Consider the following 25,170-nt stretch of genomic DNA (forward strand, 5'->3'; position numbering starts at 1 on the left):
CGGTTTAACGCTTGACCGTCACCGACAGGATACGCTGCCCTTCAATCCGTTCCAGTTCGAACTCTATTTGATGCCAGCGTACCTTCTGCCCCTCACTGGGGACCGATCCGACCAGGTCATAGATCAGGCCACCAACGGTGTCGTAATCTCCCTGTGGATAGTCGGTATCAAGATAGACCTGTAGTTTTTCCACCATCAGTGAGGCGCTGACACGAAAGCGGCCATCGGGTAGCTTGTAATACTCAGCTTCCTCGGCATCGTGCTCATCCTGAATCTCGCCGAATATTTCTTCGAGAATGTCCTCAAGCGTCACCAGTCCGGCCACGCCGCCGTACTCATCGACCACGATGGCAATGTGCAGCCGCTTGGATTTGAACTCCTGCAACAGCTCACCGATAATTTTCGTCTCCGGAACGAAGTATGGATCACGCAGGTAGTTTTCAATCACAAATTTCTCACCCGGCTCGGGCATATTGGAGAACAGATCCTTCACGTAGACCAAGCCTACAATCTTGTCGATGGTATTGTCATAGACTGGATAGCGCGAGTGGCCGTCCTTGAGGACCAGCTGGCGAATACTTTTGAAACTCATGCCCCGCTCGATCCCGGTGATGTCGATTCGTGGGATCAGAATTTCTCGCACAACCGTTTGATCCAGCAGAAAAATCTGACCTATCATCTGCTTTTCGTCGTCCTCGACAATAGACTCCCCAATGCCGGCTTCCTCGGCCAGTGTTTCAATGGCCCGCTCGACAATCTCCTCTTTCTCTTCCTCAGACACCGGTTGACTCTCCTGCGCCCGGCCCAGAGCGCTGCGATATACCAACAGTACCGGATAGCACAGATAGTATATGGATGCTATGATCCAGACATGGCGCAACATACGTGGACTTACGGCGCGGCGTGAAGCGCGTCGAGTCGAGTATTCAACCACCATCACGTAAGAGAGCCATATCCAAGCAAGACCCGGAACGACCAACAGATAAGGCGCTAGTTCCAGTTTGGCGGCCAGCCCGACCAACAGTAAGGTCGTGAGGACAGATACCACTATCAGCGCCGCCGTTTTATAGACCACTGCAACTTGAACGAAGGTGCGCGGATCATCGGCCAACCGCATAAGAAACCTCGTTTGCCCGGCGGCCTGCCCCGGGTCGATCTCCTCGACTTCATCCGGATCGATGTAAACAGCGCGCGAATACAGTGAAATCAGATACGCCGTGAAATAGCATATTACTATCACCAGTATGCCGACCAGCTCCATCATCTCTTGTTCGCCTCTCTCACAGCAGTCAGGTATTTATCCTCGCGCGTCTGCATTCGCTTTTGTTCGGCCTGCTTTTCGTGATCATACCCGAATAGATGCAGCAAGCCGTGGCAGGTCAGGCGCAAGTACTCCTGGTACCGGCTGTGTCCGTACTGCTCAGCCTGACGATGAGCCCTGGTGACGCTGATATAGACTTCACCGAAAGTCTCCCCGTCGTGGTCGGGTTCATCAAGGTTGAAGGACAGGACATCGGTGGTTTTATCTAGATTACGATACTGTCGATTCAGCCGACGCATTCCGGCGTCGGTTGTAAATACCAGATTGACCTCGCCGGATTGCCTTGGCGCCTCGGTCCGGGACACTATTTCAAACAGTTGCCGTAGACGTGCGGCCGGAACACGAGCCGTTGTTTCCTTAAAGATCGACAACTTCACTTTACACCCCTTCCGCCTCTGCCGGCGAGGACGGATAGACTACGCGATGATGGAAAGATGCAATCAGCACCTGGGCGAAGGCTCTTCTGATTCTGGCCAGGTCCTTCAGAGTAAGGGGGCATTGATCGAGTTCGCCGGAACCGAAACGGTCATTGATAATACGCTGGATCAGGTTTTCTATGCGGGCCGGCTTGGGATCATCAAGAGTGCGACTGGCCGCCTCGACGGCATCGGCCAACATGGCGATGGCGGTCTCTCTAATCTGCGGCTTGGGACCAGGGTAGCGATATTTGTCGATAACCGATTCGTCCTCGCCCAGTTCCAGAGCCCGGTTGTAGAAGAACGATTGCACCATTGTGCCGTGATGCTCTTCTATGAAATTGAGCACGTCGTCGGGGATTTCGGCATCTTCACCCAGTTGCCTTCCGCGTTTGACATGCGACGAAAGAATCAAAGATGACATCGACGGAGACAAGGCATCGTGTTTGGATTTGACACTGAGTTGGTTTTCGACAAAGTATTCCGGTACGTCAATCTTACCGATGTCGTGATAGTAGGCGCCCACGCGAGCCAGCAACGAGTTGGCGCCGATAGCCTTGGCCGCGGCTTCCGACAGATTACCGACGATAATGGAATGTTGGTATGTCCCGGGCGCTTCAACGGCCAGACGTTTCAGCAGTGGATGATTCATGTCGGACAATTCCAGGAGAGTAATGTCGGTGGTAATTCCGAAAATCGACTCAAAGAACGGCAAGAATACGATCGTCGACAACACCGCCACCATGCCGCTGAGTAGTCCATAACCGACCTCGGTCAGCACCTCATCGGCCGGAGCGAACTTCAGGTTCTCCACCAACAGCACATATATTCCACTGGCCAGCGCGGTAGTAATCATTATCCCAAAGAAATTCGAGCGTCTGCGCACCCGCCTTGAACCCAACGCCGCCACGGTCCCGACGGTCATCGTAGCCAGCGTGATGGTGAAATCGAACCGATGCATCATCCCCAAGAGCAGGGCCAGAGTCAATGTTGAGAGCAAGCCGACCTCGGTGTCAAACAGAATGGTCACCAAAACCGGCAGAATAGCCAGCGGATACAGATACCCAGAGGCGCCCCATCGCGCCACCAGATGTATGAGGAACAGTTGCAGCGCAAAGACCATGAACAAGGCCAACAACTTGGGATTAGAATAGAAAATCTCACGGCGAAAGAAGTAGAGAAAGACATACAAACTCGAAAAAGCCGCCAGCACAAGAAAGGCTCGAGCCAACACCGGCAGGAAGGCCATAAACCAACCCTGTTGAATGGCTTCCGAGCGACGAATACGTTCCATTTCCGCAAGTATATTCTCCTGCCTCTCGGTGATGCGAACACCGTCGCGAACGATGATCTCTCCTTCCCTGACCTCCTCTTTGATATCGCTGGCGTAGGACAGTTCCAACTTGAGGCGACGCTGGAATTCCGTGTCGTTGAGGGTCAAGTTGGGTCTGATAAAAGCGTGACCGATCAGATAGGCAAACTCAACGTCCAGCGAGTCGGTATCACGGAGGTGATTGAGCGCCGTCAGCAACCGTCCGTTGGCTTCGGCAGAATTCAACAGTCGGTCACGCGTGTAGATGTTCTCTCTTTCACCTCGACGGACCAGCACGTTTCGTCCCACCAGGTTGTTCAGCGCCCGATGATCGTCCATGACGCCGATTTTGTAAATGTCATTGCGCATCAATTCACCCAACACCGCGACGGTGGCCGCCAGGTCGGATCGGTGAAAGGACTGAAAGATGGCCTCCCTGCTCAACATGGGAAACCGTTCCGACAGAATGGCCACCACTTCGCTTTCGCTGGGCGGTATATCCGACCCGGTAGTATCCTTCAAGGAGTCAACGGCCATCAGGTAGTCCTGCAACTGTCGAAATATCTGTCGTGTTACGTTGGTATCACAGTCAACCACCGGCGGTACGGTGAGGCGGATTACCCGATCTTCATCTTCCAATTCCCGGTCGGTTTTGTAGACGGTGATCTTGTAGGGAGCGATGACGTCTTCTTGTGCAATCTCCCCCTGGCGCGGCATGTCCAGGGGATCATACAAAGCCTCGCCCGGGTAGAACACGCCGATGAGTAGCGAGGCCAAGAGCAACAAGAGCAGCTTTCTGGTGCGTGAATGGACGGAGCTCCGTTGGAGCTGTCGGCTCTCGCTCTGGACCTTGAGAACCTTCTTGATGCGACGCTTGATTTTTAGTATCAGCGTAAACATACAGCGAATTCCGTTTTCGCCCTACTCCTTGCGTCTCGGTTTTTCGAACCGTTCATACGCTTTAATGATTCTCTGGACCAGGCGGTGTCTAACGACATCCTTGTCGCTCAAGTATACGAAACTGATACCGTCGATCCCCTTTAGGATTTTCTGCACTTTCACCAGGCCGGAATTCTGGGGACGATCCAGATCGATCTGAGTTATATCGCCGGTGATAATAGCTTTGGAATCTTCTCCGATTCTGGTGAGGAACATCTTCATCTGGGCGCTGGTGGTATTCTGGGCTTCATCCAGCACGACAAAGGCCTCGTTCAAAGTTCGGCCGCGCATAAACGCCAGGGGAGCTATCTCGATGACTCCCAGGTCCAGAAGTTTGCGAATCTTGTCCGGTTGCAACATATCGTACAGGGCATCGTACACCGGTCGAAGATATGGATCCACCTTGGCTCGAAGGTCGCCCGGCAGGAAGCCCAGCGACTCGCCCGCCTCGACAGCCGGTCGTGTGAACACCAGTCGTTTGACTCGATTGGCCTTCAACTCGGCCACCGCCATGGCCACGGCCAGATAGGTTTTACCGGTCCCGGCCGGGCCGATGGAAAAAACGAGATCGTGCTGGTCGACTGCCTCGACATAACGTGATTGGCCGACTGTTTTGGGTTTGATCGCCTTCTTGAGCGCACTTGTCAACAGGTTTTCAGTCGAGATTTCCGAGGCCGGTCCGAAGCCATTCTCCTTTACCATACTGATGGCATAGTGCAGGTATTGCTCCGTTATTACATCCCCCTGCCGAACTCGTGTCACCAGGTCATCCACCAGGCGGGCAACCTGGTCGACATCCGACGGTGCTCCCTCGATTGTGAGCCGGTCACCACGAGCTATCATCCGAGCCACAAAACTGGATTCTATTATGCGAAGAGAGATATCATTCTGTCCGAACAACAGCCGTTGATCTACTCCCTCCAGAAGAATACTTAACGACTTCTTCTCAGCTAGTTCCATGGTCCGCCCCATAGCTCACGATTCGTCATCGTTTTTCAGGCTCAAGCCAAGTTCCTCCAACTGCTCCGGGTCCACCTCGGACGGCGCTCCATCCATCAAGGACATTGCGTTGGTTGTTTTGGGAAAGGCAATGACGTCGCGGATCGACCGCGTGCCGCACATAAGCGCTACGATCCGATCCAGGCCGGGGGCCAGCCCGGCATGCGGCGGCGCACCATACTCAAGCGCCCGCAAAAGGAATCCAAACATGCGCTCGGCCCGTTGGTTGTCGATACCCAAAATCTCAAGGACTTTCTCCTGCAGGTCACGGCGGTTGATCCGCTGACCGCCCGAGGCTATCTCCCATCCGTTCAGTACAAGGTCGTATTGCTGGGCTCGCACCCGCCGCCAGGGATGGTTCTCGTCCGACAAAGGCAGATCGGTGGTGTACCCTTCATCGATCATGGACATGTCTTCTTCAACCGGATGTGATACGATATTGTGCATGGCCTGAAGAGCATCTCGTTCACTGTTGTATTCGAACAGCGGAAACTGAGTTACCCAGAGAAACTTCCATTCGTTTGAGCTAGCCAGCTCGTGCTTCTGGCCCAGATGAAGACGTAGTTGCCCTAGTATCTCTTGAGTCTTCATTGGTGCATCGGAAATCATGAACAGGGCATCTCCTTTATCCGCGCCGGCTGCCTTGGTCAGCTCTGCTACCTTTTCGTCGCCGAGGAATTTCGCAATCGGCGACTTATCCGTATCCTGTGTGCGAAGTATATATGCCAGGCCGCCGGCACCGAATTTCTTGGCTTGCTCGGTCAGTTCGTCTACCTGCTTGCGGGAGTATCCACCTCCCTCTTTGAGCACGATCCCCATGACCGCGCCACCTGCAGCAACGTTGTCCGCGAACAGTTTGAAACTACAATCGCGCACGACATCGGTGAGGTCGACAAGTTCCATTGCGAATCTCAGATCGGGCTTGTCTATCCCCCAGCGTCTCATCACCTCTTGGAAGCTGTATCGCGGGAAGGGCGTCTCGACCTTGGCGCTGAGTACTTTGTCGAAAAGATCAGCCATCATCCCTTCGGCCGCGGCGAAGACATCATCGGGCGTCACATAGGACATTTCCAGGTCGATCTGAGTGTGCTCGGGCTGCCGATCGCTTCTGAGGTCTTCATCGCGCATGCATCGCGCCAGCTGAAAGTACTTGTCGAAACCGGATACCATCAGAATCTGCTTAAGCAATTGCGGTGACTGCGGCAGAGCATAGAAATGTCCTTTGGATACCCGACTGGGTACCACGTAATCGCGCGCGCCCTCGGGCGTTGAACGAATCAGCATCGGCGTTTCGATCTCATAGAAGCCTTGCCCGCTGAGATAATTGCGGACGGTCAGGGTGGCCTGATGGCGTAGTCGCATCATTTCTTGCATGGGATTGCGGCGCAGGTCCAGGTATCGAAATTCAAGACGAAGCTGTTCGTGGGCGCTGCATTCATCGGCAATTTCAAACGGCGGCGTCTTCGATTCCGAAAGGGTATGGAAGGAATCGACGACCACCTCGATTTCACCGGTCGGCATCTTTGGATTGACCGTTCCTTCAGGCCGCGCCCGAACTGTCCCCTTAACGGCCACCACGTACTCGTGACGAGCCAGGTTGGCCTCGGCCAACATATCGGGATCGAGCGTTTCCGGATTTATAACGACCTGGGTCAGACCATAGCGGTCGCGCAGATCGATGAAAAACAGACCGCCCAGATTGCGGTAACTATTGACCCAGCCGTTCAGTCTGACTTCGCCATCGATATCGGCGGGTCCTAACTCTCCACAGCTATGAGTGCGCTTCAACTCTGAAAATGGGGGCATCAAACCTCTTATCTTATTGCTGCTACATGTTATCGGCACTTTAATCCGAACGTTAAGAGGAGTTCCTCTTGTGCTGACAAAGGTATGGCCTTCACCTTGGCAAGTCAAGAGCGGTCGGGTCAATCTGATCAGGTCAATGGAAATCTGAGGGGATCGCGGCGAATAGCGATGAAGACTCTCGGCCCTGCCAGTAGTGGTCCCAGGCGGTGGTGAAGGCATCCTTAAGATCATCGGGCATGAGAGTCTGTTCGGTGAAGTAGCCGTCGTACACAACGCGGCCGCTCAGCACGGTGAAGACCCAGTACTCGGAGTAAAGGCAACCGGATGGGCAGTCACCCCAGGCATTGCGAAAGAAATAGAGGATACGACCATCATCGGTGGCGCTCGGCAAGAGCATCGGGCTTTCCCCCATGTACCGATTTGGTACGGCAAAGCGCACTCCTGGCAGTTGTCGGTAAATGTCAGCCAGGACCTCGGAATTCAGCCAATCGTCGAATTTCAGTTTGAGCATATTGAAAGCCGGCATCGACAAGTCGACCCGAACCATGTTATAGAGAGAATTGAGGGAGTCCCAAGCTGTGTATTTTCCATCGGAGACCGCTTGGTAGCTGTCCGGATCAAAACCGAGAATCAAGCGACCGGGTTCCCAGGGCTTGAGAAACCTCAGGTCCACGGCGGGTAGACTGTCGCGAAAACCTGTACGTATCAGAATCAGGTCGGAACGAACGCGCTGGTAGAGTTCGGTCGGCGCTCGCAAGTCGTGAGACAACCAGAGGGCCATGGCCAATGCTTCAGGCTCCGGCTGAGTCGGCGCCTGGTCTGGTCCGTCGTTGCCATCCAAGTGCGGCTTTAACGAAAACTCTCCGCATCCGGCAAGTGTGAGTACAACTGCAAGCAATCCGACAATCCGGAAAATCCGCATCTGGCACATACCTCCTGTTTGATTTATCGGTAGCTGCCGTTGTTTCTTGACGTTGCGCAACGGAGAGCGGCCCAGCCTCACCCTACATCACCTAACATCGAGTGACGACGCGCGAAGCGCGAATAACAGGCTTGCCTGTGTCGGGCGAGGTCGCCGCGACACCACTCTCGAATTGATGGTGCTGTCAGGCGACTCGCCTGACAGCTCTCGGACCGGCAGGCAGGTGTCGGGCGAGGTCGCCGCGACACCACCTGATATGTAAGTTCCACTGGTTCCTGCGTTCGCCAATGGCGAGCGTGTGAACCAGTGGTTCATTAGGTTACTATCGCAGAATGTCACAGAGAGAACCGCAGGGTCACACCTCCGACTTTGTCGAAATCAGGACCCTGCGAAACGCCCCAGGCTTATCGAGGGAAGCGCGCCCCTCGCTCGCAAAATGCAACCGAACAGACCCTGATAGTGTTTCGTATATGGGTTGACAGTCGTGGAGTCGGCATGCTATTTTGTGTTAAGCTGTAACTTTTTGCAGTCGACAAGGTTACTATGAATATTTCGCGTGCGCTGACAGAAAAGCTGGTTCGTCTGGAAATGACAACAGTGGTCGAACCGTATGAGGAGGGCGCGTCGTTTGAGAAGTGGCGACAGCAGGGCAAAGAACTTGTCCTCGAAGAGTTGGTCAAGCTTCTGGAAAACGGCAACCGGGTCGGTAATCGGGGTAAGCTGGTGACGGACTTTGTCAATAGGGAACGTCAGGCGACCACCGCTATCGGCGACGGCATAGCCATACCCCATATCAGGTCAAAGCACGCCAAAGAATTCATGGTCGCCTTCGGACGTTCAACTGCCGGATACGATTTCGATTCGCCCGACGGCGAACCCTCGCGACTGTTCTTTGTCATGGCCGCGCCGCCATACGACGACTCGCTCTATTTGCGGGTGTTTAAGTCGTTGATGGAGATGCTTCAGTACGAGTCTTTTCGCGAGGAGCTGCTAAACGCACCAAGCCCCGGTGAACTGCTCCGGGCCATTCGTGGTATGGAGTAAACTCTGTAAGGCAGCCCGGACAACTCAAAAAAAAAGAAACCATCTGGCAGAAAGCGGCGTTCAAACAGAAAACAGAAGTGAACGCTGTCGAGAGGGATTCAAATGAGATTTGAAGATTCATTATCCGGAGATGTCGCCGTGTTCCAGATTTCCGGCAAAATCATGGGTGGCGAGGAAGCCACGCTCTTTCACGGTCGGGTGCGCGAGAATATCAATCTAAACAAAAAGAGTATTGTCATCGACCTAACCAAGGTGGACTGGATCAACTCTGTCGGTCTCGGTATGCTGATTTCGGCATTGACTACGGTAAAGAACGCGGGAGGGCGGCTGGTGTTGGCCAATATTACGTCTATTGAGTCGATCCTGTCGCTGACCAGGTTGATTAAAGTGTTTGAGAACTACGACAGTCTTCAGGCAGCGCTGGACTCGTTCGGCGATTAAGCTTCGATCTGTCGACCGGCCCCGGATTAATCGGCGACCGGGGCGTAGCGCCTTTTTCTCTCATTGCAAAAAGTAGTCTAATCATGTATATTTTAGGCTGAACGGCGGTGTCGTCTGGGCGCCCCCGATTGGTCTCGCGAAGAAAAAAGTTCTGACGTTTGAATGTCACTGAACCCGAAGTTTTCAGCCCGACAGGTTGGTCAGATCGAGTAGCCGGTCTGCCGGGTCCAACCGACCATTGATAAGATAGTCGCACTTGTTCGGACATGTTAGGAGACGGAGATGATCCCAAGAGTAGCAACCGTTGCGGCAACTCTATTGCTGCTTCTACTGGTGGTGACGAGCGCCCCGGTCCAGGCTACATTCTCGATTGTGGCGGTCGACACTATCACCGGTGAAGTAGGTGGCGCTGGAGCATCCTGCATTGCCGGTTCTCAAATCATCAACGATATTATTGAGTCAGTAGGCGCGGTACACACTCAGGCTTGGTATCAATCGGGCAATCAGAACAACGCCCACGATCTTCTGGCCGAAGGTCAGACCCCGGACTCGATTCTCCAGTGGCTGTATGCCAACGACATCCAGGACCGGCCTGAGTGGCGGCAGTACGGCGTGGTAACTTTGGCCGGCGCGGGCGCCTCGGCCGGCTTTACCGGTGTTGCCACCGACCCCTGGAGAGGCCATATTACCGGGCCCGGTTACTCTATACAGGGCAACATCCTGCTGAGCCAACAGATCATCGACTCGATGGAGTACGAGTTCCTGAATACCGAGGGACCTTTGGAAGAGAAGCTGATGGCCGCCCTGGAAGCAGCCAAAGTCCCCGGCGCCGACACCCGCTGTCTGCCCAACAACAAATCGGCCATCTCGGCCTTTATCAGAGTAGTGCGACCGGGCGACGGCGGCACTACGTACTTATACGAAGTGATCAACAATACGTCCGGCACAACCGAACCGATCGACCTCCTGCGGGTTGCTTATGACGCCTGGAAGCTTCTCAAGCAAGCCGATGCGGACTCTTCGACGGTCCAGGCCACACCGCTGGTAATCGAGGCCAATGGCTCTGACACAGCCTTGGTAACGGTGACTCCTTTCAACAACGAGGGTAACCCGCCGTCCGACGGCGTGTCTTCTGTTTCGACGGCAAACAGCGGCAGTGGCAGCATTCAAGCCGGTGCGCAGGACAACGGCGACGGTAGTTTTTCAGCCGTATTGACCGCCTCAACGACCACCGGACTGGACACCATCACAGCGACTGTGGAGGCGGCCGGGCAGTTTGTCGCCTTAAACCAGCCGCCGGTGGTAACCTACTATCGATGCGGCGACCTGGACGGCAGCCTGACCGAGACGGTGGACATTGCCGACCTGGTGTATGTGGTCGACTACATGTTCAACGCCGGGCCGCCACCACCGATTTTAGAGGCGAGCGACATTGACGGCTCGGGTGGACCGCTCGATATCGCCGACCTCGTGTATGTAGTCGATTACATGTTCAACGGCGGGCCGTTGCCGCTGTGCAACTAAACCATAATAGAACCGGCAGCCGCTGCCGACAGATCATAACAAACACAAGGATAGATTGACATCCGTGACCTTCCCAAACCCCAACGCGCACCGACATCTTGATGTGACGGCGACACGGAACATTCCGGGGGTCGGATGGTTCTGGATAGCGACACACATGGAATAGTGTATGATGCCGATCACTTCTTAGAGAGGCGTAACCAAGGACAGCAGGGTCCTGGAATAATAGGAATATAATAGTATCATCAGATATTGGAGAGCCTAATGAAACCGTATCGCATCCTGGGAATCATTTTCACCATCACCGCCCTGGCCACCGGCGCCGCTTTTTCGCAGATTAGTCTGCCTTCCACGCCGGTCAGTCTCGACAAGTCACTCAGCACAAACACTCCGACAGTCACGACTCCCTCCGTCGATGTCGCGGCCATGTTGGCCGAGGATGAAATCGAGGAAGAGGAAGGTCTTCCGTTTAGATTCGGTGCTCCCTTTGACGTCGATTACACACTCGAAAACTCCGGGCAGTGGGAAGAGTTGACTGATGGCGGCCGGGTATGGCGACTGCGTATCAGCAGCCCGGGTGCTTACTCTATCAATCTTCTTTATTCGCGCTATGTTCTTCCGCCCGGCGCCACCCTGCATGTTTACAATGAAGACCGCAGCATGACCATAGGCGCCTTCACCGACAGGAACAACAAAGACCACGGCGAAATGGCAACCTCACCGGTGAAAGGCGATGTCAGTATTGTTGAGTACTACGAGCCGGCCGACGTGCGCGGCGAAGGTGAGATTGCTATCACTCGAATTGTGCACGCTTACAAAGACATCTTCAGCTGGTTTGCCAAGGACACCGACGGTTTCGGCAGTTCCGGTTCGTGCAACAATAACACCAATTGCCCGGAAGCGGTCGACTGGCAGGACGATAAGCGAGGCGTGGCCATGGTCCTGTTGTCCGGCGGTACGCGCTGGTGCTCAGGCTCATTGATTAATAACGTGCGGCAGGATGAGACACCTTACTTCCTTACGGCCAATCACTGTCTCGGTAGTTCCAACACCTGGATTTTCATGTTCAATTACGAAAGTCCCTCCTGTTCCAATATCAACGGCCCCACTTATATGACGACCCAGGGTTCTACGCTGAAGGCCAGCTACTCCAGTTCCGACTTCGGCCTGCTTTTGTTAAGCGAACAACCTCCGGAAAGCTACGCTCCCTACTACAACGGCTGGTCGAATATCAACTCGGCGGCATCCTCGGCCGTGGGTATCCATCATCCGGCCGGTGACATCAAGAAGATTTCATGGGAAAACAACCCCCTGACGTCCACCAACTACCTTCAAACCAGCGGCACCACCCACTGGCGCGTGGCTCAGTGGGATGACGGCACCACCGAAGGCGGCTCGTCCGGTAGCCCGTTGTTTGACCCCCAGCATCGCATCGTTGGGCAGTTGCACGGCGGCTATGCATCGTGCGCCAGCCTCACGGCCGACTGGTACGGTAAAGTCTCATTGTCCTGGACCGGCGGTGGGTCGTCATCGAACCGCCTGAGCACCTGGCTCGACCCCGACAACACAGGAGCACAGGTTCTGGATGGATGGGACCCTTATGCCGGAGTTAACATCACGCATACACCCCTGCCCGACACCAAGGACACTTCGAATAGCTACGAGGTAGTGGCCGTGATTACATCGAACGCGACGCTTGTTCCCGATTCGTTGCTTCTGTACTACGATGCGGGAACGGGATGGGTCCTTGATACCCTGATACCCGGCGCTGGTCCTGACGAATATGTGGGCTATATCGACGCTCAGTCACCCGGTACCGATGTCGACTACTATCTGTTCGGATTAGATGCCAACGGGAAGGCCGACACCACCGACACCTACTCATTCAGCGTGATTGACTATGCCGTTGCCATGTCACCCGAAAACGAAAACCAAAACCAACCGGCTTTCGATACCGCCTGGTATAGTCTCACCGTCACCAACGACGGTGTGCTTGATGATGAATACGACCTTACGTTCTCGGGCAATAACTGGTCAACGGCGATGTGGGACGAAACAGCAACGTCGCCGGTTACTGAAACCGGCTACCTGACTGCAGATCAAACGTTCAACTTCGTGATTAGTGTGGAAGTGCCTTATAGTGCCTTTGGCGACTATGACAGTGTGGAAGTCGTGGCGACATCGGTGGCCGATCCGTCTCAGACGGCCGCAGCCGAACTCAAGACTTACTCCAACGGAACCACCGGATCGTTCCCCTGGTCGGACCAGTTCCCCGAGGATACTTTGTTCCAGATTCGCTGGGTGTATAACTCCGGCGCTGACGTCTCATTCGAGGCGATCGACCCGCCCAGTCCGCCATACACTCTCAATCTCAACGGCGAATATGACACCATCATCACCCAACCGATTGATCTCACCGGACAAAGCGGTGCCGTGCTGTCGTACTACTTTGAACGAGGCGGCGCCGGTAACGCCCCGGCGGTCGGCGATGACCTCTGGGTGGACTACTACAATTCCGGCGGTTCCTGGATTAACCTGGCCAATCATCCGGGTGGCGGCTCGGCCATGACAGCGTTCGAACTGGCTTTTGCGGACCTACCTGGTGATGCCCTGCACAACGGTTTCCAACTGCGTATCCACTCGGCCGGTGATTGTTCGACATGCGACGACTGGTACGTTGACAATATTCGCCTCGACTTCGCCCCGGACATTACCGCAGGCCCGACATCGATGATGGAGACCCTGGCGCAGGGTGACTCCACGACCCGCGATCTGATTATCGACAACAGCGGCCAGGGTAGCCTGGACTATAGTGTGAACGTGCAACTCGCCCTCAAAGACGGCAACCCTTTCGCCGGTCTCGTCGAAGCCGGGCGGGTCGAACCGGCCCAGCGTGATCATCAGATCGATGAAGGCTTCTTCCTTGAGGCCAAAGGTTCGGAAAGCGGCAACATGGGTCTTCCCGTACTGTACGATGCGGGTGGTCCGGATGCTTTCGGCTATTTCTGGATCGACTCCGACGAACCGGGCGGTCCCACTTTTGCGTGGGAAGATGTATCCGGCACCGGCACCGACTTGGTCGGCGACCTCGGTGATGACAACTCGATCGGTCCTATCGATATCGGTTTCGATTTCCCGTTCTACGGCAACACATATAACTTCATCTACCTTGGATCGAACGGCATCATCGGTTTTGCGCCCACCGCTATGAACGCCCGGACCGAAACGCCTTTTCCCAACAGCGCCGAGCCGAACAACATTATTGCGTTATTGTGGGACGACCTCAATCCTGACGACGGCAACAATCCGGGCGCTCATGTATACATAGACACGACCGGAGGACGTTGTGTCATTCAGTTCGTCGACTATCCGGAGTATTCCGCCTCACCCGGCGATGTCATGAACGCCGAGATCATTCTGGAGCCCAACGGTTCGATCAAGTTGCAGTACCTTAGCCTGGCGCCGGGCTTTGACATTCTCTCCTGCGCCGCCGGTATCGAGAACAGCGACGGCACCGACGGACTTGAGATAGTCTACCAATCCGCCTACCTGCACGACAGCCTGGCTGTTCAGATCGTCAACCCGTATCAATGGCTGAGTGTGAACAAGACATCGGGCATGATCGCACCCGGTGACGCTGACACTATTCTCTGCAGTTTCCAAACAGCCGAGTTGGACACCGGGTCGTATCAGGCTACGATCACGATTGCCTCCAACGATCCGGACCCCGGCGACAATCCGCTGATGGTCCCGGTTGACCTCACCGTAACCGACGGTGGTCCCGGATGGATTTGCGGCGACATTGACAACGACGGCGAAGGACCCAATATCGGCGACCTGATCTACCTGGTCGACTTCATGTTCAACGCCGGTCCGCCCCCGGTCTATGAAGACGCGGCCAATGTTGACGGACTCAGCGGCATCGATGTCGGCGATCTCGTCTACCTGGTGGATTTCATGTTCAACTTAGGACCGGCGCCGGCCTGCCCATAATTGCGCCAACATAAAAGTCGCACCCAAAACGAACGGCTACCTGTTGTCAGGTAGCCGTTTTCATGTGGATAGATGTTATCCTTAGATCAGAACTCAGCGCGAATACCGAAAAACACCTGCCGGGGCGGGCCGTAGTTCTGAGGGTTGGCTTGTTTTAACATATACTTCTGCTCGTAGTTCAAGCCGGTCTCGTCGGGGTCCGGCTGGTACTCGATCATGATTTGGCCCATTTCGGTGTCCAGGTATCCGTTGTAATCAGGTTCGCCTGTAACGTTCCAAACATCGGCAATATTTTCGGTATCCAGCAGGTTTTTGATCCACAGAAAAGGAACGAAACTCATCCCGCCGAATGAGACTCTCCGCTGGACCCTCAGGTCAACAGTCGAGACCCACTCGGACCGCTCTGAGTTAACTGACCCCAGCAAAACCCGACGGTGAAGGCGCTCCGAGGCACCATCATACGGAGCCAAAGGAGTGTAAGGACGACCACTACTGACCCTGGCCGTTAGGTTCACATTGAGACCTTGCAGCGGGTAGATGCCGCCGATGCGTGGTCCGGTCGACTCGGCCATATTCAGATCAACGCCCCCCACGAATTTGTGCCTGCGATCATAGTTCAAAGCACTGGAAGCAAGCTGCACGGCGCTCCAGTTGATACCAAATGAAGAGAGTCCGATCTGTGGGACTCCAGTGGGCTCGGTCCAGGTGTAAGTAAGCGAAGTCCGAAGCAGAGAAGTCAATCGCGACTCGACTCCGGCGGTGAAACCTTTGGCCTTGGTCTCCAATCCTCCGGCATAAATGACGTAGCTCGAAATTGTGCCGGCCACAGAATCTACCGAGGCGATACCAATTTCATCAGTCGTCTTTCGCCAAAAGGCAGCGAAGGAGAACGTCAGTTGGTCCGAAGCGCGGATAGCCAAGCCCACATCAAGGTTACTTGACTTTACAGTTTCGATCCTCGCATCGGAGTGGGGATGGAACCTTGCACTCGTAACTCTGTTTTCGAAAAGCGCCCAATCATTGTAGATCTGCCGGAGCGGGGGCAGCTGGTGGCTGATGGCGAATCCGGCGTGTACCCTCAGCAAATCCCGGACACGATAGGACGCCCGAAAACTCGGCGATAGTTTGCCGAATGAAGATGTTTTGGTCAGATCGACCTGATCAATCTTCTCAGGGTCACCCAGGCCAAAGGGATTGGTGTAGCTACGCAGCAGGTAATCTTTGTGATCGAACTTCTCCCACCGCAGTCCGGCGGTCAGAGCGAACCCCATGTAACTTAGCCGGTCTTGAGCAAAAAAGGCGAAGCTCACCGGGTGTTTGGTGTCATGCCTCCAGTCCTCACTGTCTGATTCCCGCCCGAGTGAATCATAGCCATACCGAATGAGATACCTATCCGAGTTACTGTTGGTAGCGTCCAGATTCTCAAAGTAACGAAGCGTGTGACGACGGTACTCAAAACCGGCGCTCAATATGTTGTGGTCTCCCAAACGCGCACTCAACTCACTCTGGAATCCAAGCGTGGACGACTTGTAGTGCATGAAATTGGCGAAATAATGGTCGTAAGGCATGTAAACCTCATTGCCCGAAGTATCGGTAGCCCGGGTAAGCTCATCCGACACGTAAAACAGGTCAAAACCATCTAATTCAGGATTTCCTATGTCAGTAACCCAGCCGTCCGGCCATACATAGTGTCGACGGTAGGCTTCGTAGTTGTCAAACACGACACCATCGCCCTGAATCCGTTCGGTCTCTCGGTAGTTGCCGACAATAGAGGCGCTTACTTTGTCGTTGATTCGACAGGCAAGGCGACCACTGAGTCCCAGGTTGTCGTCTTTGAAGCGAGGCGTATGCGCTATATCAAACAGAAAAACGTGACGGTACTCACTCCACTCATCACTTGACTTGTCTCCGGTAACGGTCAGAGATAGATCATCGGTAAAATCGTAGTCGGCCCGTCCGTGATACGTCCAACCGCTCTGCCAGTTGTTGGGCAGTCGGTCCGGCGCACCTGGAAGGACCTCTTTGGTTTTGGGCGAAGGATTGCGATCGGCCAGCCATCGGCGCTCCACGGTCGACATGAAGTAGCCGCGCTTAAGCAACGGAATCGGCCCGCTCAATCGAGCGGTGTACCAGTTTTGATCGTATCCGGAACCGATACCGTTGTCCGTCACCGCCTCCACCATGCCGGAATACTGTTCGCCGCCACCTCGGGTGAGTATTTCTATAGCCCCTGAGTTTCCGTCGGAAGCCGTAGCCGAGTTTAATGACGACCTGAAGACCAACTGTTCTATGGCGTGCGGACTCACCGACGCGGTATAGTTTCTACTGATCGGCTCAGTGAAACTCACGCCGTTGACTGCATATCCCTCATCCCACAGACGGCCACCCATGGCGTGCACCTGCGTCGAATTCTGAGGATCGTGAGCCGCCTGGATTTCGTGAAGTTGGATCGCGTTGGATCGCGACTCGGTGACCGTCGGCTGCAAAAGTAGAAAGTCCTGCAGTGTGCGGGCGGGCAGCCGGGTGATCTCATCCCTGGCGACCATTGCAGCGCCGACTGCGTTTTGCGTCGTTGTGGAAACACCGGACGAGGCCTCACCGACCAAAGCCAGGCGGCCGGGTTGAACAGTCGTAACTCCCGCCACAACATGCAACTCGTCGACCACAAGGGAATCATACCCAATGGCTGCTATCACCAAGCGGTAGCGACCGGCAATCAAGTTGCCCACTCGGTAATCGCCCAGGCTGTCGGTCACCGCCTCCGTCAGGTGACCCGGCCGACTTATCGATACCACCGCTCCCACCAACGGCGAGCCTGATTGGCGGTCGTGCACGGCACCCTCAACGGCTCCGAAGGTCGCGGCGTGGCCCGTCGATAGAGGCATCAGCATCACCATTAGACATACCACCGCCAAGCTTCCAGCCGGCGAAGGGACAAAACTGGGTTTGAACATAACATTCCTCCCGGAAAAAGATGTGTCTCTGCCTGATGTCCTTACTATACCGGGGTATAGTTTATTCATTATAGCGATGTTTACCGACAGAAACAAGACAACCAAGTGTTATTTCAGAGCAGTTTTCAGAAGCGCATGGTGAATCTTGTGTGCACCTCGGGCGTGGACATGACGAACAAGTCACCGCGATGCAATCGCATGATCTGACGAGCCAGACTTAGACCAATCCCGGAGCCACCTTTGCGAGTCGTATAGAAAGGTACAAATATCTTTTCCAGAGCGTCGGGAACAATCCCCGGTCCGTTGTCGGACACATGGATGACGGCGCGACCGCGATCATCAATACCCGCCTCGATATCTACGCGCGCCCCGTCACGCCCGCCCGCTGCCTGGATGGCATTCAAGACCAGGTTTATCAACGCCTGTTCCACCAGTTGTGGGTCAGCTACCAGTTGAAGGTTGTCCGGATGCACGGTACAGTCGAACTCGACGCCCTGTTCGGCCAGTTGCGATTTGATCAGTTGCGCCACTCGATCCAGCAATTCGCCCAATGGAAAATTGAGATACTCCGGTTTGGGCAGGTGAGTAAGGTCGCGGTAGGCATCGACAAATTGTGTGAGACCGCCCGCCCTCTTCTGGATGGTCTGCAATGCGTCTCGGATATCGGCGCTACTGTCGTAGGCATCATCGGCCGACCGATCCGAAGCCACCAGGTCCTCAACGGTTGCCGCCAACGAGGCAATTGGCGTGAGCGAGTTTTTGATTTCGTGGGTGAGCACTCGGATAAGATTCTGCCAGGCTTCCATCTCCTTCGCATTCAATTCGCTGCTGATATTCTGAAGCGTGACCAGTGTTATCGCCTTGCCACGCTGCCTTAGCTCGGTGGCGTAAACGGACAACTGCATCAGCTCTTCGTTGAGGGTCACGGTGACCAAGGTGCGTTGACCCGACTTTATGTTCAACAGTTTGTCGACCAGGGCTGGACAACTCTCCTGCAGGGAACGGATGTTTCTCAATCGGGGCAGGTTGAACATCCGCTTGGCAGCCGGGTTCAGAAGTTCGACATCGCCGCTTTTTTGAAACGCCAATAACCCGATTCCGATATGCTGCACCACCGTTTGGAGATAGTGCAAGCTCTCTTCACGCTCGGCGCGGACCTCGCGGAATCTCGACATCACTTCACCAAAGGCAAGGTTCAGCTCCTCGAACGAGGCACCCTTCAGGCCGCCGGTGAAGGTCTGCGAAAAATCGGAATGGGCGATCGACAGCAGGAAGCGCTGCAGGTTACGATTGGTGGTCTCAATGAACCTGATCAAGCCGAATATCTGATAGACGATGGTGATAGCGACGATAATGGTGGTAGCATACAAACTGGTGGCCAAGAGTAGGTGGACGAACAAAACGATAGTAGCGCCCAGGACAAGCACTCGCAGAAGACAGAGCGTCCGAAAGCGCTTAGAGGCCATAGCGATCCAATCTGCGGTAGAGCGCCGCCCGTGTCAAACCGAGTTCTCTGGCCGTGCGTGTTACATTGCCGTCATGCTTGGCCAGAGCCTTGCGAATGACTGTCTTTTCCACTTCCTCCAGGCGGAAGCTGTCAATCAACAGATCACCCGAAGCTTTGCCGGCCGAGGAAAGAACGAAATCTTCCGGCTGCAAAGTCGATGCGTCGCACATAATAACGGCTCGCTCGATTGTATGCTCCAGCTCACGCACGTTCCCCGGCCAACCATAAGCTCGGAGCTTGGTAAGGCACGAGGCGCTTAGTTTGGTAACGGTGCGCCGGTACTTGTGTGCGTATCGGCGCATGAAATGCTCGGCCAGTACCGCCATGTCATCCGGCCTCTCACGCAACGGTGGCAATTGAACCTCGACCGTGTTGATGCGATAGAGCAGATCCTCGCGAAACTTGCCCTCACGCGCCAACTCGATCAAGGAGACGTTGGAAGCGCAGATCAGTCTGATATCGATAGGTATCTCACTGTTGGAGCCGACTCGCGTCACCTTGCGGTTTTGAAGAACAGTAAGTAGTTTGACCTGCAAGGGCAGCGGAAGGTTTCCAATCTCATCAAGAAACAGCGTCCCCCCTGTGGCTGTCTCAAAACGTCCGGCTCGATCTTCGCGGGCATCGGTGAAAGCGCCCTTGACATGGCCGAACAATTCACTCTCAAAAAGCGTCTCGCTGATAGAACCCATGTCTACCTTGACAAACACTTCCCCGGCCCGGGCCGATTGCCGGTGAACGGCACGCGCTGCCAACTCTTTGCCGGTGCCGTTCTCCCCAAGGATCAAAACATTGGCCTCGGTAACGGCAACTTTCGAAATCACGCCGAACACTTTTTGCATGGCATCACATGATCCGATGAAGTCCCTGAACGGAAGGTCGAGCTCCTCACTCAGCGCTAACTGCCGCTGGCGCAGAGTTCCCACTTCGCGACGCGAACGACTTAGTTTCAGCGCCGACATAACGGTCGCCAACAGCTTTTCGTTTTGCCAGGGCTTCTCCACGAAATCGGTTGCGCCATATTTGATCGCCTTCACGGCCAGGTCGACATCGGCAAAGGCGGTGATCAATATCACCACCGCACCGGGATCGATCTGCAAAATCTTGTCAAGCCAGGTAAGCCCCTCCTGTCCGCTGGTGACATCCTTGGTGAAGTTCATGTCGAGCATGTAGACGTCGAACTCCTCATCGTTCACCAGATCAGGCAGACACTCCGGACTAGTCTCGGTGCGCACTCGGCTGACATGCTGTTTCAAAAACAGCCGAGCCGCCTGAAGAACGTCTTCATCATCATCGACAACTAAGATTCTACCGTATTTTTCAGTCATGGTGTCCTGCCAGAATATAATATGCTTTCGTCTGCCATATTTCAAGGACTTCAATAGCAGATTCCGTTCCGAATGCGACGGGCCGACCTAAGTCGTTGTGAATCACAACGTCATGCGCCCGGGAACATTCCTGCGAAAGTCGCGGATCACCTTGACTGTACGCCAGCGGACACCCTATGTTTCACCAGCGGACGGTTTTGAGGTCGACTTGATCGTGCAAGCCCTTGGCTTCCAGCCAGTTCTGGCGTTGGGCACACTTTTTGTTCGTAACATGGGCAAGTGAGATTGCGTAACAAAAAAGTGTCAACGGATAGAATCTATGGATAGACAGATACAAAAGAGAAAGTGGCCGCCCAAGAAAATCGCCTGGGTATCGGTCTCCGCCTTGTTCATACTGGCGATAGCTTACAATTTGATTTTCGGCGATCACTCCTCCAAACTCAATGTGCGGGCCGAGAGACTGACTGTCTCGACGGTATATAACGGTGAGTTTCAGGAGTTCATTCCGGTGACCGGTGCAGTCATTCCGATCAAAACCAATTACCTTGACGCCATCGAAGGTGGCCGTGTGGACACCGTGTTCCTTGAGGCCGGTACCACTGTTGAGAAAGGTGACAGAATCCTGAAACTGGGCAACACCAACCTGCTTTTGGACATCATGTATCGCGAAGCGGAGTTGGTCCAGCAAAGCAACAACCTCAGAAACACCAGGCTAACCATGGCCCAACGTCGGCTGGCCGTGCAGGGTCAGATTCTGGAGCTTGACTATCAGATCAAGCAGCAAAAGCGTGTCTTTGAACAGTCCTCGGAACTGAAGCAAAAAGGTCTGATCGCCGGTCAAGAATACGAGGAGGCCAGCGATGAATACGAGTACCTGGTGGCCACCCGTGAACTGACCATGGAGCAATATCGACAGGACTCCATCTATCGCGAAACGCAGATTGCGCAACTGGAAGGTTCGTTGGCCAGAATGGAATCCAACCTCGAAGTCGTCAGACAAAACCTGGATAACCTGGTTCTCAGAGCACCGATATCGGGCCAGCTTACGTCGTTAAACGCGGAGGTGGGTGAGAGCAAAGGACGCGGCGAACGCCTGGGACAGATCGATGTATTGGAAGGTTTCAAAGTGCGCGTGCCGATCGATGAACACTATATCGCACGGGTAGACATGGGACTGGCCGGCGAGTGTACTTACAACGATAGCGTATACCATCTCACCATCAAGAAAGTGTACCCCGAGGTGCTCAATGGCCGCTTCGAAGTTGACATGGTGTTCGTCGACCAGTCTCCGCCGGAGATCCGTCGCGGCCAAACGCTGCGCATTCGGCTTGAGCTGGGTGATTTGTCTCAGGCTTTGCTATTGGCCAGCGGCGGTTTCTACCAAAAGACCGGAGGACGATGGGTCTTTGTGGTCGACGAGTCGGGAGACATGGCCGTGAAACGAGATATCCAACTGGGACGCCAGAACCCCCTCAACTATGAGGTCCTGTCCGGACTCAGCGCCGGTGAGCGGGTCATTACATCATCGTATGACAGTTTCGGCGAAGTCGAGAAATTAGTATTGAAAAAATAATCGTACCATCCGGGAGGTCGACAGTCTGTCGCGCTCGGGTTTGTTGGAGATACATCATGATAAAAATCGAAAACCTCGAAAAAGTCTACCGCACTGAAGAAGTCGAGACGACCGCCCTTAACAAAGTCAATGTCGAAATCAACGAGGGCGAATTCGTGGCCATAATGGGTCCTTCCGGCTGCGGCAAATCGACACTTCTAAACGTGCTGGGTTTGCTGGACAATCCCTCCTCGGGTAAGTACCACCTGTTGGGCCAGGAGGTCTCGGGTTACACCGAAAGACAACGCGCTCAGCTTAGAAAGAACAACATTGGGTTTGTCTTTCAGAGCTTCAACCTGATCGATGAACTCACCGTGTTGGAAAACATCGAATTGCCGCTGTTATACCTTGGACAGTCGGCGGGCATGCGCAAACTGCGAGTTCACGACGTCATGGAGCAAATGCAATTGACGCCACGCAAAGGCCACTTCCCGCAGCAACTCTCCGGTGGTCAGCAGCAGCGCGTGGCGGTGGCCCGGGCCGTTGTGGCCGAACCCAAACTGATCCTGGCTGATGAGCCGACCGGTAATCTCGACTCCAGTCACGGCGACGAAGTGATGAATCTTCTGTCGTCGTTGAACGAGGCCGGCACAACTATCGTCATGGTAACTCACTCACCGGCCTACGCAGAACATGCCAGGCGCACGATTCACCTGTTCGACGGGGCCGTAGTTACAGAAGATTTCTCATCGCAGCATCATGTATAGCAACTACCTTAAAGTCGCCCTGCGCAACATCGTTCGGCACAAGACCCACGCGGTCATCAATGTGGTCGGACTGGCTGTCGGCATTGCTTGCTGTCTGATGATTCTAATCTGGGTCGACAGCGAGTTGGGCTTCGATGAGTTTCACAGCAAGGTCGATCGGCTTTACCGGGTGGTGCGCTATACTACCGAAAGCGAGTCGAGCGAGTTCAGAGCCATCACGCCCTCTCCCCTGGGTCCGGCGCTGGTCGAGGAGCTGCCCGAGGTCGTTGCCGCGACGCGGTCCGGCGGCGACCATCCGCGCCTGGTCAAAAAGGACGACCGTTTGTTTCAGGATGATAAGATAGCCTTTGTCGATCCATCCCTGTTTACACTGTTCTCGCTACCATTGTTGTACGGCGACTCGTTAACGGCCTTGACCGATCCCTCTTCGGTGGTCATATCCGAAAGTATGAGCCGCAAGTATTTCGGAGACGACAATGCCGTGGGACAGGTACTGAATATCGAACGATCCGACTATACGATCTCGGCCATCATGAGGGATTTGCCGGACAAATCGCACCTGGCCTTTGACGCCGCGCTGCCGTTTGAGTCGCGCTCGGATCATGTCAAAGAAGTCAGCGATCGCTGGGAGGCTTCCGGCTACTACACCTATGTGCTCCTCGACGACGATGCATCCACGGCCCAAGCCACCGAGAAGATGAACGCGATTCTTAACCAACACCTGGAGAACCCAGAGTACCGTCTTGAGTTGCAACCCATAACGAAGGTGCATTTGCATTCGGCCGGCATCTTCGGCGAGAAAGCCAAGGGCATTGTGTATGTCTACATGTTCAGTGCTATGGCTATTCTGATCCTTATTGCCGCCTGTATCAACTTCGCCAACCTGACCACCGCCCGCTCAAGCGTGCGGGCTACCGAAATCGGCGTTCGCAAGGTTATGGGTGCGCGGCGGACTGATCTGGTGCGGCAGTTCCTGGCCGAAGCGGTGATCATGTCCGGTGTGGCAGCCATCATTGCCTTCGGGTTGGTGGAAATACTGTTGCCCGCCTTTTCCGTTTGGGCTGGTAAAGACCTCGGCCTGCACTTCGCATCCAACTATCAGCTACTGTTGGCCATTCTGGCCGTGACCGGAGTGACCGGACTGGCCGCAGGCGCCTATCCCGCCTTGTGCCTCTCATCATTGATACCAATCCGGGTACTCAAGGGAGAACGCTCGGGACGACGCGGCAAGAGCCTGCTGAGAAGAATCCTGGTCGTGACACAGTTTGCGCTCTCCATATTCTTGCTGGTGTGCGCGTCGCTGGTCTATCAACAGCTTACCTTCATGACCTCCGGCGATCTCGGATTTGTGCATGACGATGTAATGAGTATATACATGCGGGGCGGTTTTTCAAGTGAATATCCGGCCCTGCGGCAGGAATTGCTGGCCATGCCCGGCGTCGTCGACGTTACGGCCGGTACACCGCCGGTGGAATTGAGTTGGGGGAGTGCTGACCTGGAATGGGAGGGCAAGGACCCCGACCTCCGTTTTGGAATGGGACGCTACAACATAGATTATCAGTACATCAGTCTTTTCCAGATGGAGATGCTAAAGGGACGCGGGTTCTCGCAGGACCATCCAACCGACCTGACGGAAGCCTACATCCTGAACGAGGCGGCCTTGAGTAAGATGAAGCTCGATGACCCTATCGGCAAATCATTCGCGATGGACGGTCGCCAGGGTAGTATCATAGGCGTCGTAAAGGATTTTCATATTTTCTCCATGCACGACGAGATCATCCCGCTGGCGCTCCAGATGGACCCCGACGGATTGGAGAATCTGATCATACGCACGACACCGGAACAGGCTGCGACCGTCATGAGTTTTATCGAGTCGCGATGGCGGGAGCTCTCGCCCGAATATGCCTTCGACGCCCAGTATCTGGATGCGACCATCGAAGGCTTCTATAGATCGGAACACCAGACGGCTACACTGGTCGGATGGTCGGCCGGAATAGCCGTTGTCATCGCCTGCCTGGGACTGTTTGGGCTTGCCTCGTACATGGTGGAACGGCGCACCAAGGAGATAGGTATCCGCAAACTGCTCGGTGCCGGCGTGACCGGTATCGTTCGAATGTTGTCGACGGAATCGACCTGGCTGATTATCGCAGCCAACGCCCTGGCCTGGCCCGCGGCCTACTATGCTGCCGATCTATGGCTGGCGCGGTTCGCCTACACTATTGAAATCAACCTGATTACATTCTTCACTGCCGGCTTCTTCGTGCTCGCCATAGCGTTGGTGATAATCGCAGGTCACACCATCAGAGCGGCACGAGCCAACCCGGTGAATGCCCTTCGGAATGAGTAGT

16 protein-coding genes are annotated in these 25,170 nt (G+C 54.8%); 7 read left to right on the forward strand and 9 right to left on the reverse strand.

The window, feature by feature from the left end; translation table 11 throughout:
• Positions 1-4: 4 nt before the first annotated feature.
• The 6 genes from OEV49_09675 to OEV49_09700 form a co-directional block, all read right to left on the reverse strand.
• The gene (locus OEV49_09675; protein MDH3891339.1) at positions 5-1,264 is read right to left on the reverse strand and encodes a hemolysin family protein; all 1,260 of its coding nucleotides are present in this window, start codon (positions 1,262-1,264) and stop codon (positions 5-7) included.
• Positions 1,261-1,698: an rRNA maturation RNase YbeY gene (gene ybeY, locus OEV49_09680; protein MDH3891340.1), complete on the reverse strand. Its 438-nt coding sequence runs from the start codon at positions 1,696-1,698 to the stop codon at positions 1,261-1,263. The genes OEV49_09675 and ybeY overlap by 4 nt, the downstream gene beginning before the upstream one ends.
• A gap of 1 nt (position 1,699) precedes the next feature.
• Positions 1,700-3,949, reverse strand: a complete 2,250-nt coding sequence (locus OEV49_09685) for an HDIG domain-containing protein (GenBank protein MDH3891341.1) — start codon at positions 3,947-3,949, stop codon at positions 1,700-1,702.
• Between the two features lie 21 nt (positions 3,950-3,970).
• Positions 3,971-4,948 (reverse strand): PhoH family protein, encoded by a 978-nt coding sequence (locus OEV49_09690; GenBank protein ID MDH3891342.1) that lies wholly within the window; start codon positions 4,946-4,948, stop codon positions 3,971-3,973.
• A 15-nt stretch (positions 4,949-4,963) separates the two neighbouring features.
• Complete coding sequence (gene aspS, locus OEV49_09695) at positions 4,964-6,793, reverse strand: aspartate--tRNA ligase (protein MDH3891343.1); 1,830 nt, start codon at positions 6,791-6,793, stop codon at positions 4,964-4,966.
• Positions 6,794-6,926: 133 nt separating this feature from the next.
• Positions 6,927-7,715, reverse strand: coding sequence for a hypothetical protein (locus tag OEV49_09700; GenBank protein MDH3891344.1), 789 nt, complete (start codon positions 7,713-7,715; stop codon positions 6,927-6,929).
• A gap of 543 nt (positions 7,716-8,258) precedes the next feature.
• On the opposite strand from OEV49_09700, the gene OEV49_09705 reads away from it, so the two are divergent.
• From OEV49_09705 to OEV49_09720, 4 genes are all read left to right on the forward strand, one after another.
• The gene (locus OEV49_09705; GenBank protein ID MDH3891345.1) at positions 8,259-8,759 is read left to right on the forward strand and encodes a PTS sugar transporter subunit IIA; all 501 of its coding nucleotides are present in this window, start codon (positions 8,259-8,261) and stop codon (positions 8,757-8,759) included.
• 102 nt (positions 8,760-8,861) lie between these two features.
• Positions 8,862-9,200, forward strand: a complete 339-nt coding sequence (locus OEV49_09710) for an STAS domain-containing protein (GenBank protein ID MDH3891346.1) — start codon at positions 8,862-8,864, stop codon at positions 9,198-9,200.
• Positions 9,201-9,482: 282 nt separating this feature from the next.
• Positions 9,483-10,724, forward strand: coding sequence for a DUF1028 domain-containing protein (locus OEV49_09715; GenBank protein MDH3891347.1), 1,242 nt, complete (start codon positions 9,483-9,485; stop codon positions 10,722-10,724).
• 264 nt (positions 10,725-10,988) lie between these two features.
• Positions 10,989-14,717, forward strand: coding sequence for a S1 family peptidase (locus tag OEV49_09720; GenBank protein ID MDH3891348.1), 3,729 nt, complete (start codon positions 10,989-10,991; stop codon positions 14,715-14,717).
• 86 nt (positions 14,718-14,803) lie between these two features.
• On the opposite strand, the gene OEV49_09725 is transcribed toward OEV49_09720, so the two are convergent.
• From OEV49_09725 to OEV49_09735, 3 genes are all read right to left on the reverse strand, one after another.
• Positions 14,804-17,602 carry a carboxypeptidase regulatory-like domain-containing protein gene (locus OEV49_09725; protein ID MDH3891349.1) on the reverse strand — a complete coding sequence of 933 codons (2,799 nt, stop codon included), beginning with the start codon at positions 17,600-17,602 and terminating at the stop codon, positions 14,804-14,806.
• A 194-nt stretch (positions 17,603-17,796) separates the two neighbouring features.
• Positions 17,797-19,137, reverse strand: a complete 1,341-nt coding sequence (locus OEV49_09730) for an ATP-binding protein (protein ID MDH3891350.1) — start codon at positions 19,135-19,137, stop codon at positions 17,797-17,799.
• Positions 19,127-20,503 (reverse strand): sigma-54 dependent transcriptional regulator, encoded by a 1,377-nt coding sequence (locus tag OEV49_09735; GenBank protein MDH3891351.1) that lies wholly within the window; start codon positions 20,501-20,503, stop codon positions 19,127-19,129. Before OEV49_09735 ends, OEV49_09730 begins: the two co-directional genes overlap by 11 nt.
• Positions 20,504-20,822: 319 nt before the next feature.
• Here OEV49_09735 and OEV49_09740 point away from each other — a divergent pair, with 319 nt between their 5' ends.
• The 3 genes from OEV49_09740 to OEV49_09750 are packed head-to-tail and all read left to right on the forward strand — an operon-like array spanning position 20,823 to position 25,169.
• Positions 20,823-22,076, forward strand: a complete 1,254-nt coding sequence (locus OEV49_09740) for an HlyD family efflux transporter periplasmic adaptor subunit (GenBank protein ID MDH3891352.1) — start codon at positions 20,823-20,825, stop codon at positions 22,074-22,076.
• 56 nt (positions 22,077-22,132) lie between these two features.
• Positions 22,133-22,822 (forward strand): ABC transporter ATP-binding protein, encoded by a 690-nt coding sequence (locus OEV49_09745; GenBank protein ID MDH3891353.1) that lies wholly within the window; start codon positions 22,133-22,135, stop codon positions 22,820-22,822.
• Positions 22,815-25,169: an ABC transporter permease gene (locus OEV49_09750; GenBank protein ID MDH3891354.1), complete on the forward strand. Its 2,355-nt coding sequence runs from the start codon at positions 22,815-22,817 to the stop codon at positions 25,167-25,169. The genes OEV49_09745 and OEV49_09750 overlap by 8 nt, the downstream gene beginning before the upstream one ends.
• Position 25,170 lies beyond the last annotated feature (1 nt).

Source organism: Candidatus Zixiibacteriota bacterium (genome assembly GCA_029860345.1).
In the GTDB taxonomy this organism is placed as follows: Bacteria; Zixibacteria; MSB-5A5; order GN15; family FEB-12; genus JAJRTA01.

Bases quoted from the DNA above. Each gene is read 5' to 3' on its own strand.
- OEV49_09675 (MDH3891339.1), bottom strand. From the start codon at position 1,264: ATGATGGAGCTGGTCGGCATACTGGTGATAGTAATATGCTATTTCACG.
- OEV49_09685 (MDH3891341.1), bottom strand. From the start codon at position 3,949: ATGTTTACGCTGATACTAAAAATCAAGCGTCGCATCAAGAAGGTTCTC.
- OEV49_09690 (MDH3891342.1), bottom strand. From the start codon at position 4,948: ATGGAACTAGCTGAGAAGAAGTCGTTAAGTATTCTTCTGGAGGGAGTA.
- aspS (MDH3891343.1), bottom strand. From the start codon at position 6,793: ATGCCCCCATTTTCAGAGTTGAAGCGCACTCATAGCTGTGGAGAGTTA.
- OEV49_09700 (MDH3891344.1), bottom strand. From the start codon at position 7,715: ATGCGGATTTTCCGGATTGTCGGATTGCTTGCAGTTGTACTCACACTT.
- OEV49_09705 (MDH3891345.1), top strand. From the start codon at position 8,259: ATGAATATTTCGCGTGCGCTGACAGAAAAGCTGGTTCGTCTGGAAATG.
- OEV49_09710 (MDH3891346.1), top strand. From the start codon at position 8,862: ATGAGATTTGAAGATTCATTATCCGGAGATGTCGCCGTGTTCCAGATT.
- OEV49_09715 (MDH3891347.1), top strand. From the start codon at position 9,483: ATGATCCCAAGAGTAGCAACCGTTGCGGCAACTCTATTGCTGCTTCTA.
- OEV49_09720 (MDH3891348.1), top strand. From the start codon at position 10,989: ATGAAACCGTATCGCATCCTGGGAATCATTTTCACCATCACCGCCCTG.
- OEV49_09725 (MDH3891349.1), bottom strand. From the start codon at position 17,602: ATGCCTCTATCGACGGGCCACGCCGCGACCTTCGGAGCCGTTGAGGGT.
- OEV49_09730 (MDH3891350.1), bottom strand. From the start codon at position 19,137: ATGGCCTCTAAGCGCTTTCGGACGCTCTGTCTTCTGCGAGTGCTTGTC.
- OEV49_09735 (MDH3891351.1), bottom strand. From the start codon at position 20,503: ATGACTGAAAAATACGGTAGAATCTTAGTTGTCGATGATGATGAAGAC.
- OEV49_09740 (MDH3891352.1), top strand. From the start codon at position 20,823: ATGGATAGACAGATACAAAAGAGAAAGTGGCCGCCCAAGAAAATCGCC.
- OEV49_09745 (MDH3891353.1), top strand. From the start codon at position 22,133: ATGATAAAAATCGAAAACCTCGAAAAAGTCTACCGCACTGAAGAAGTC.
- OEV49_09750 (MDH3891354.1), top strand. From the start codon at position 22,815: ATGTATAGCAACTACCTTAAAGTCGCCCTGCGCAACATCGTTCGGCAC.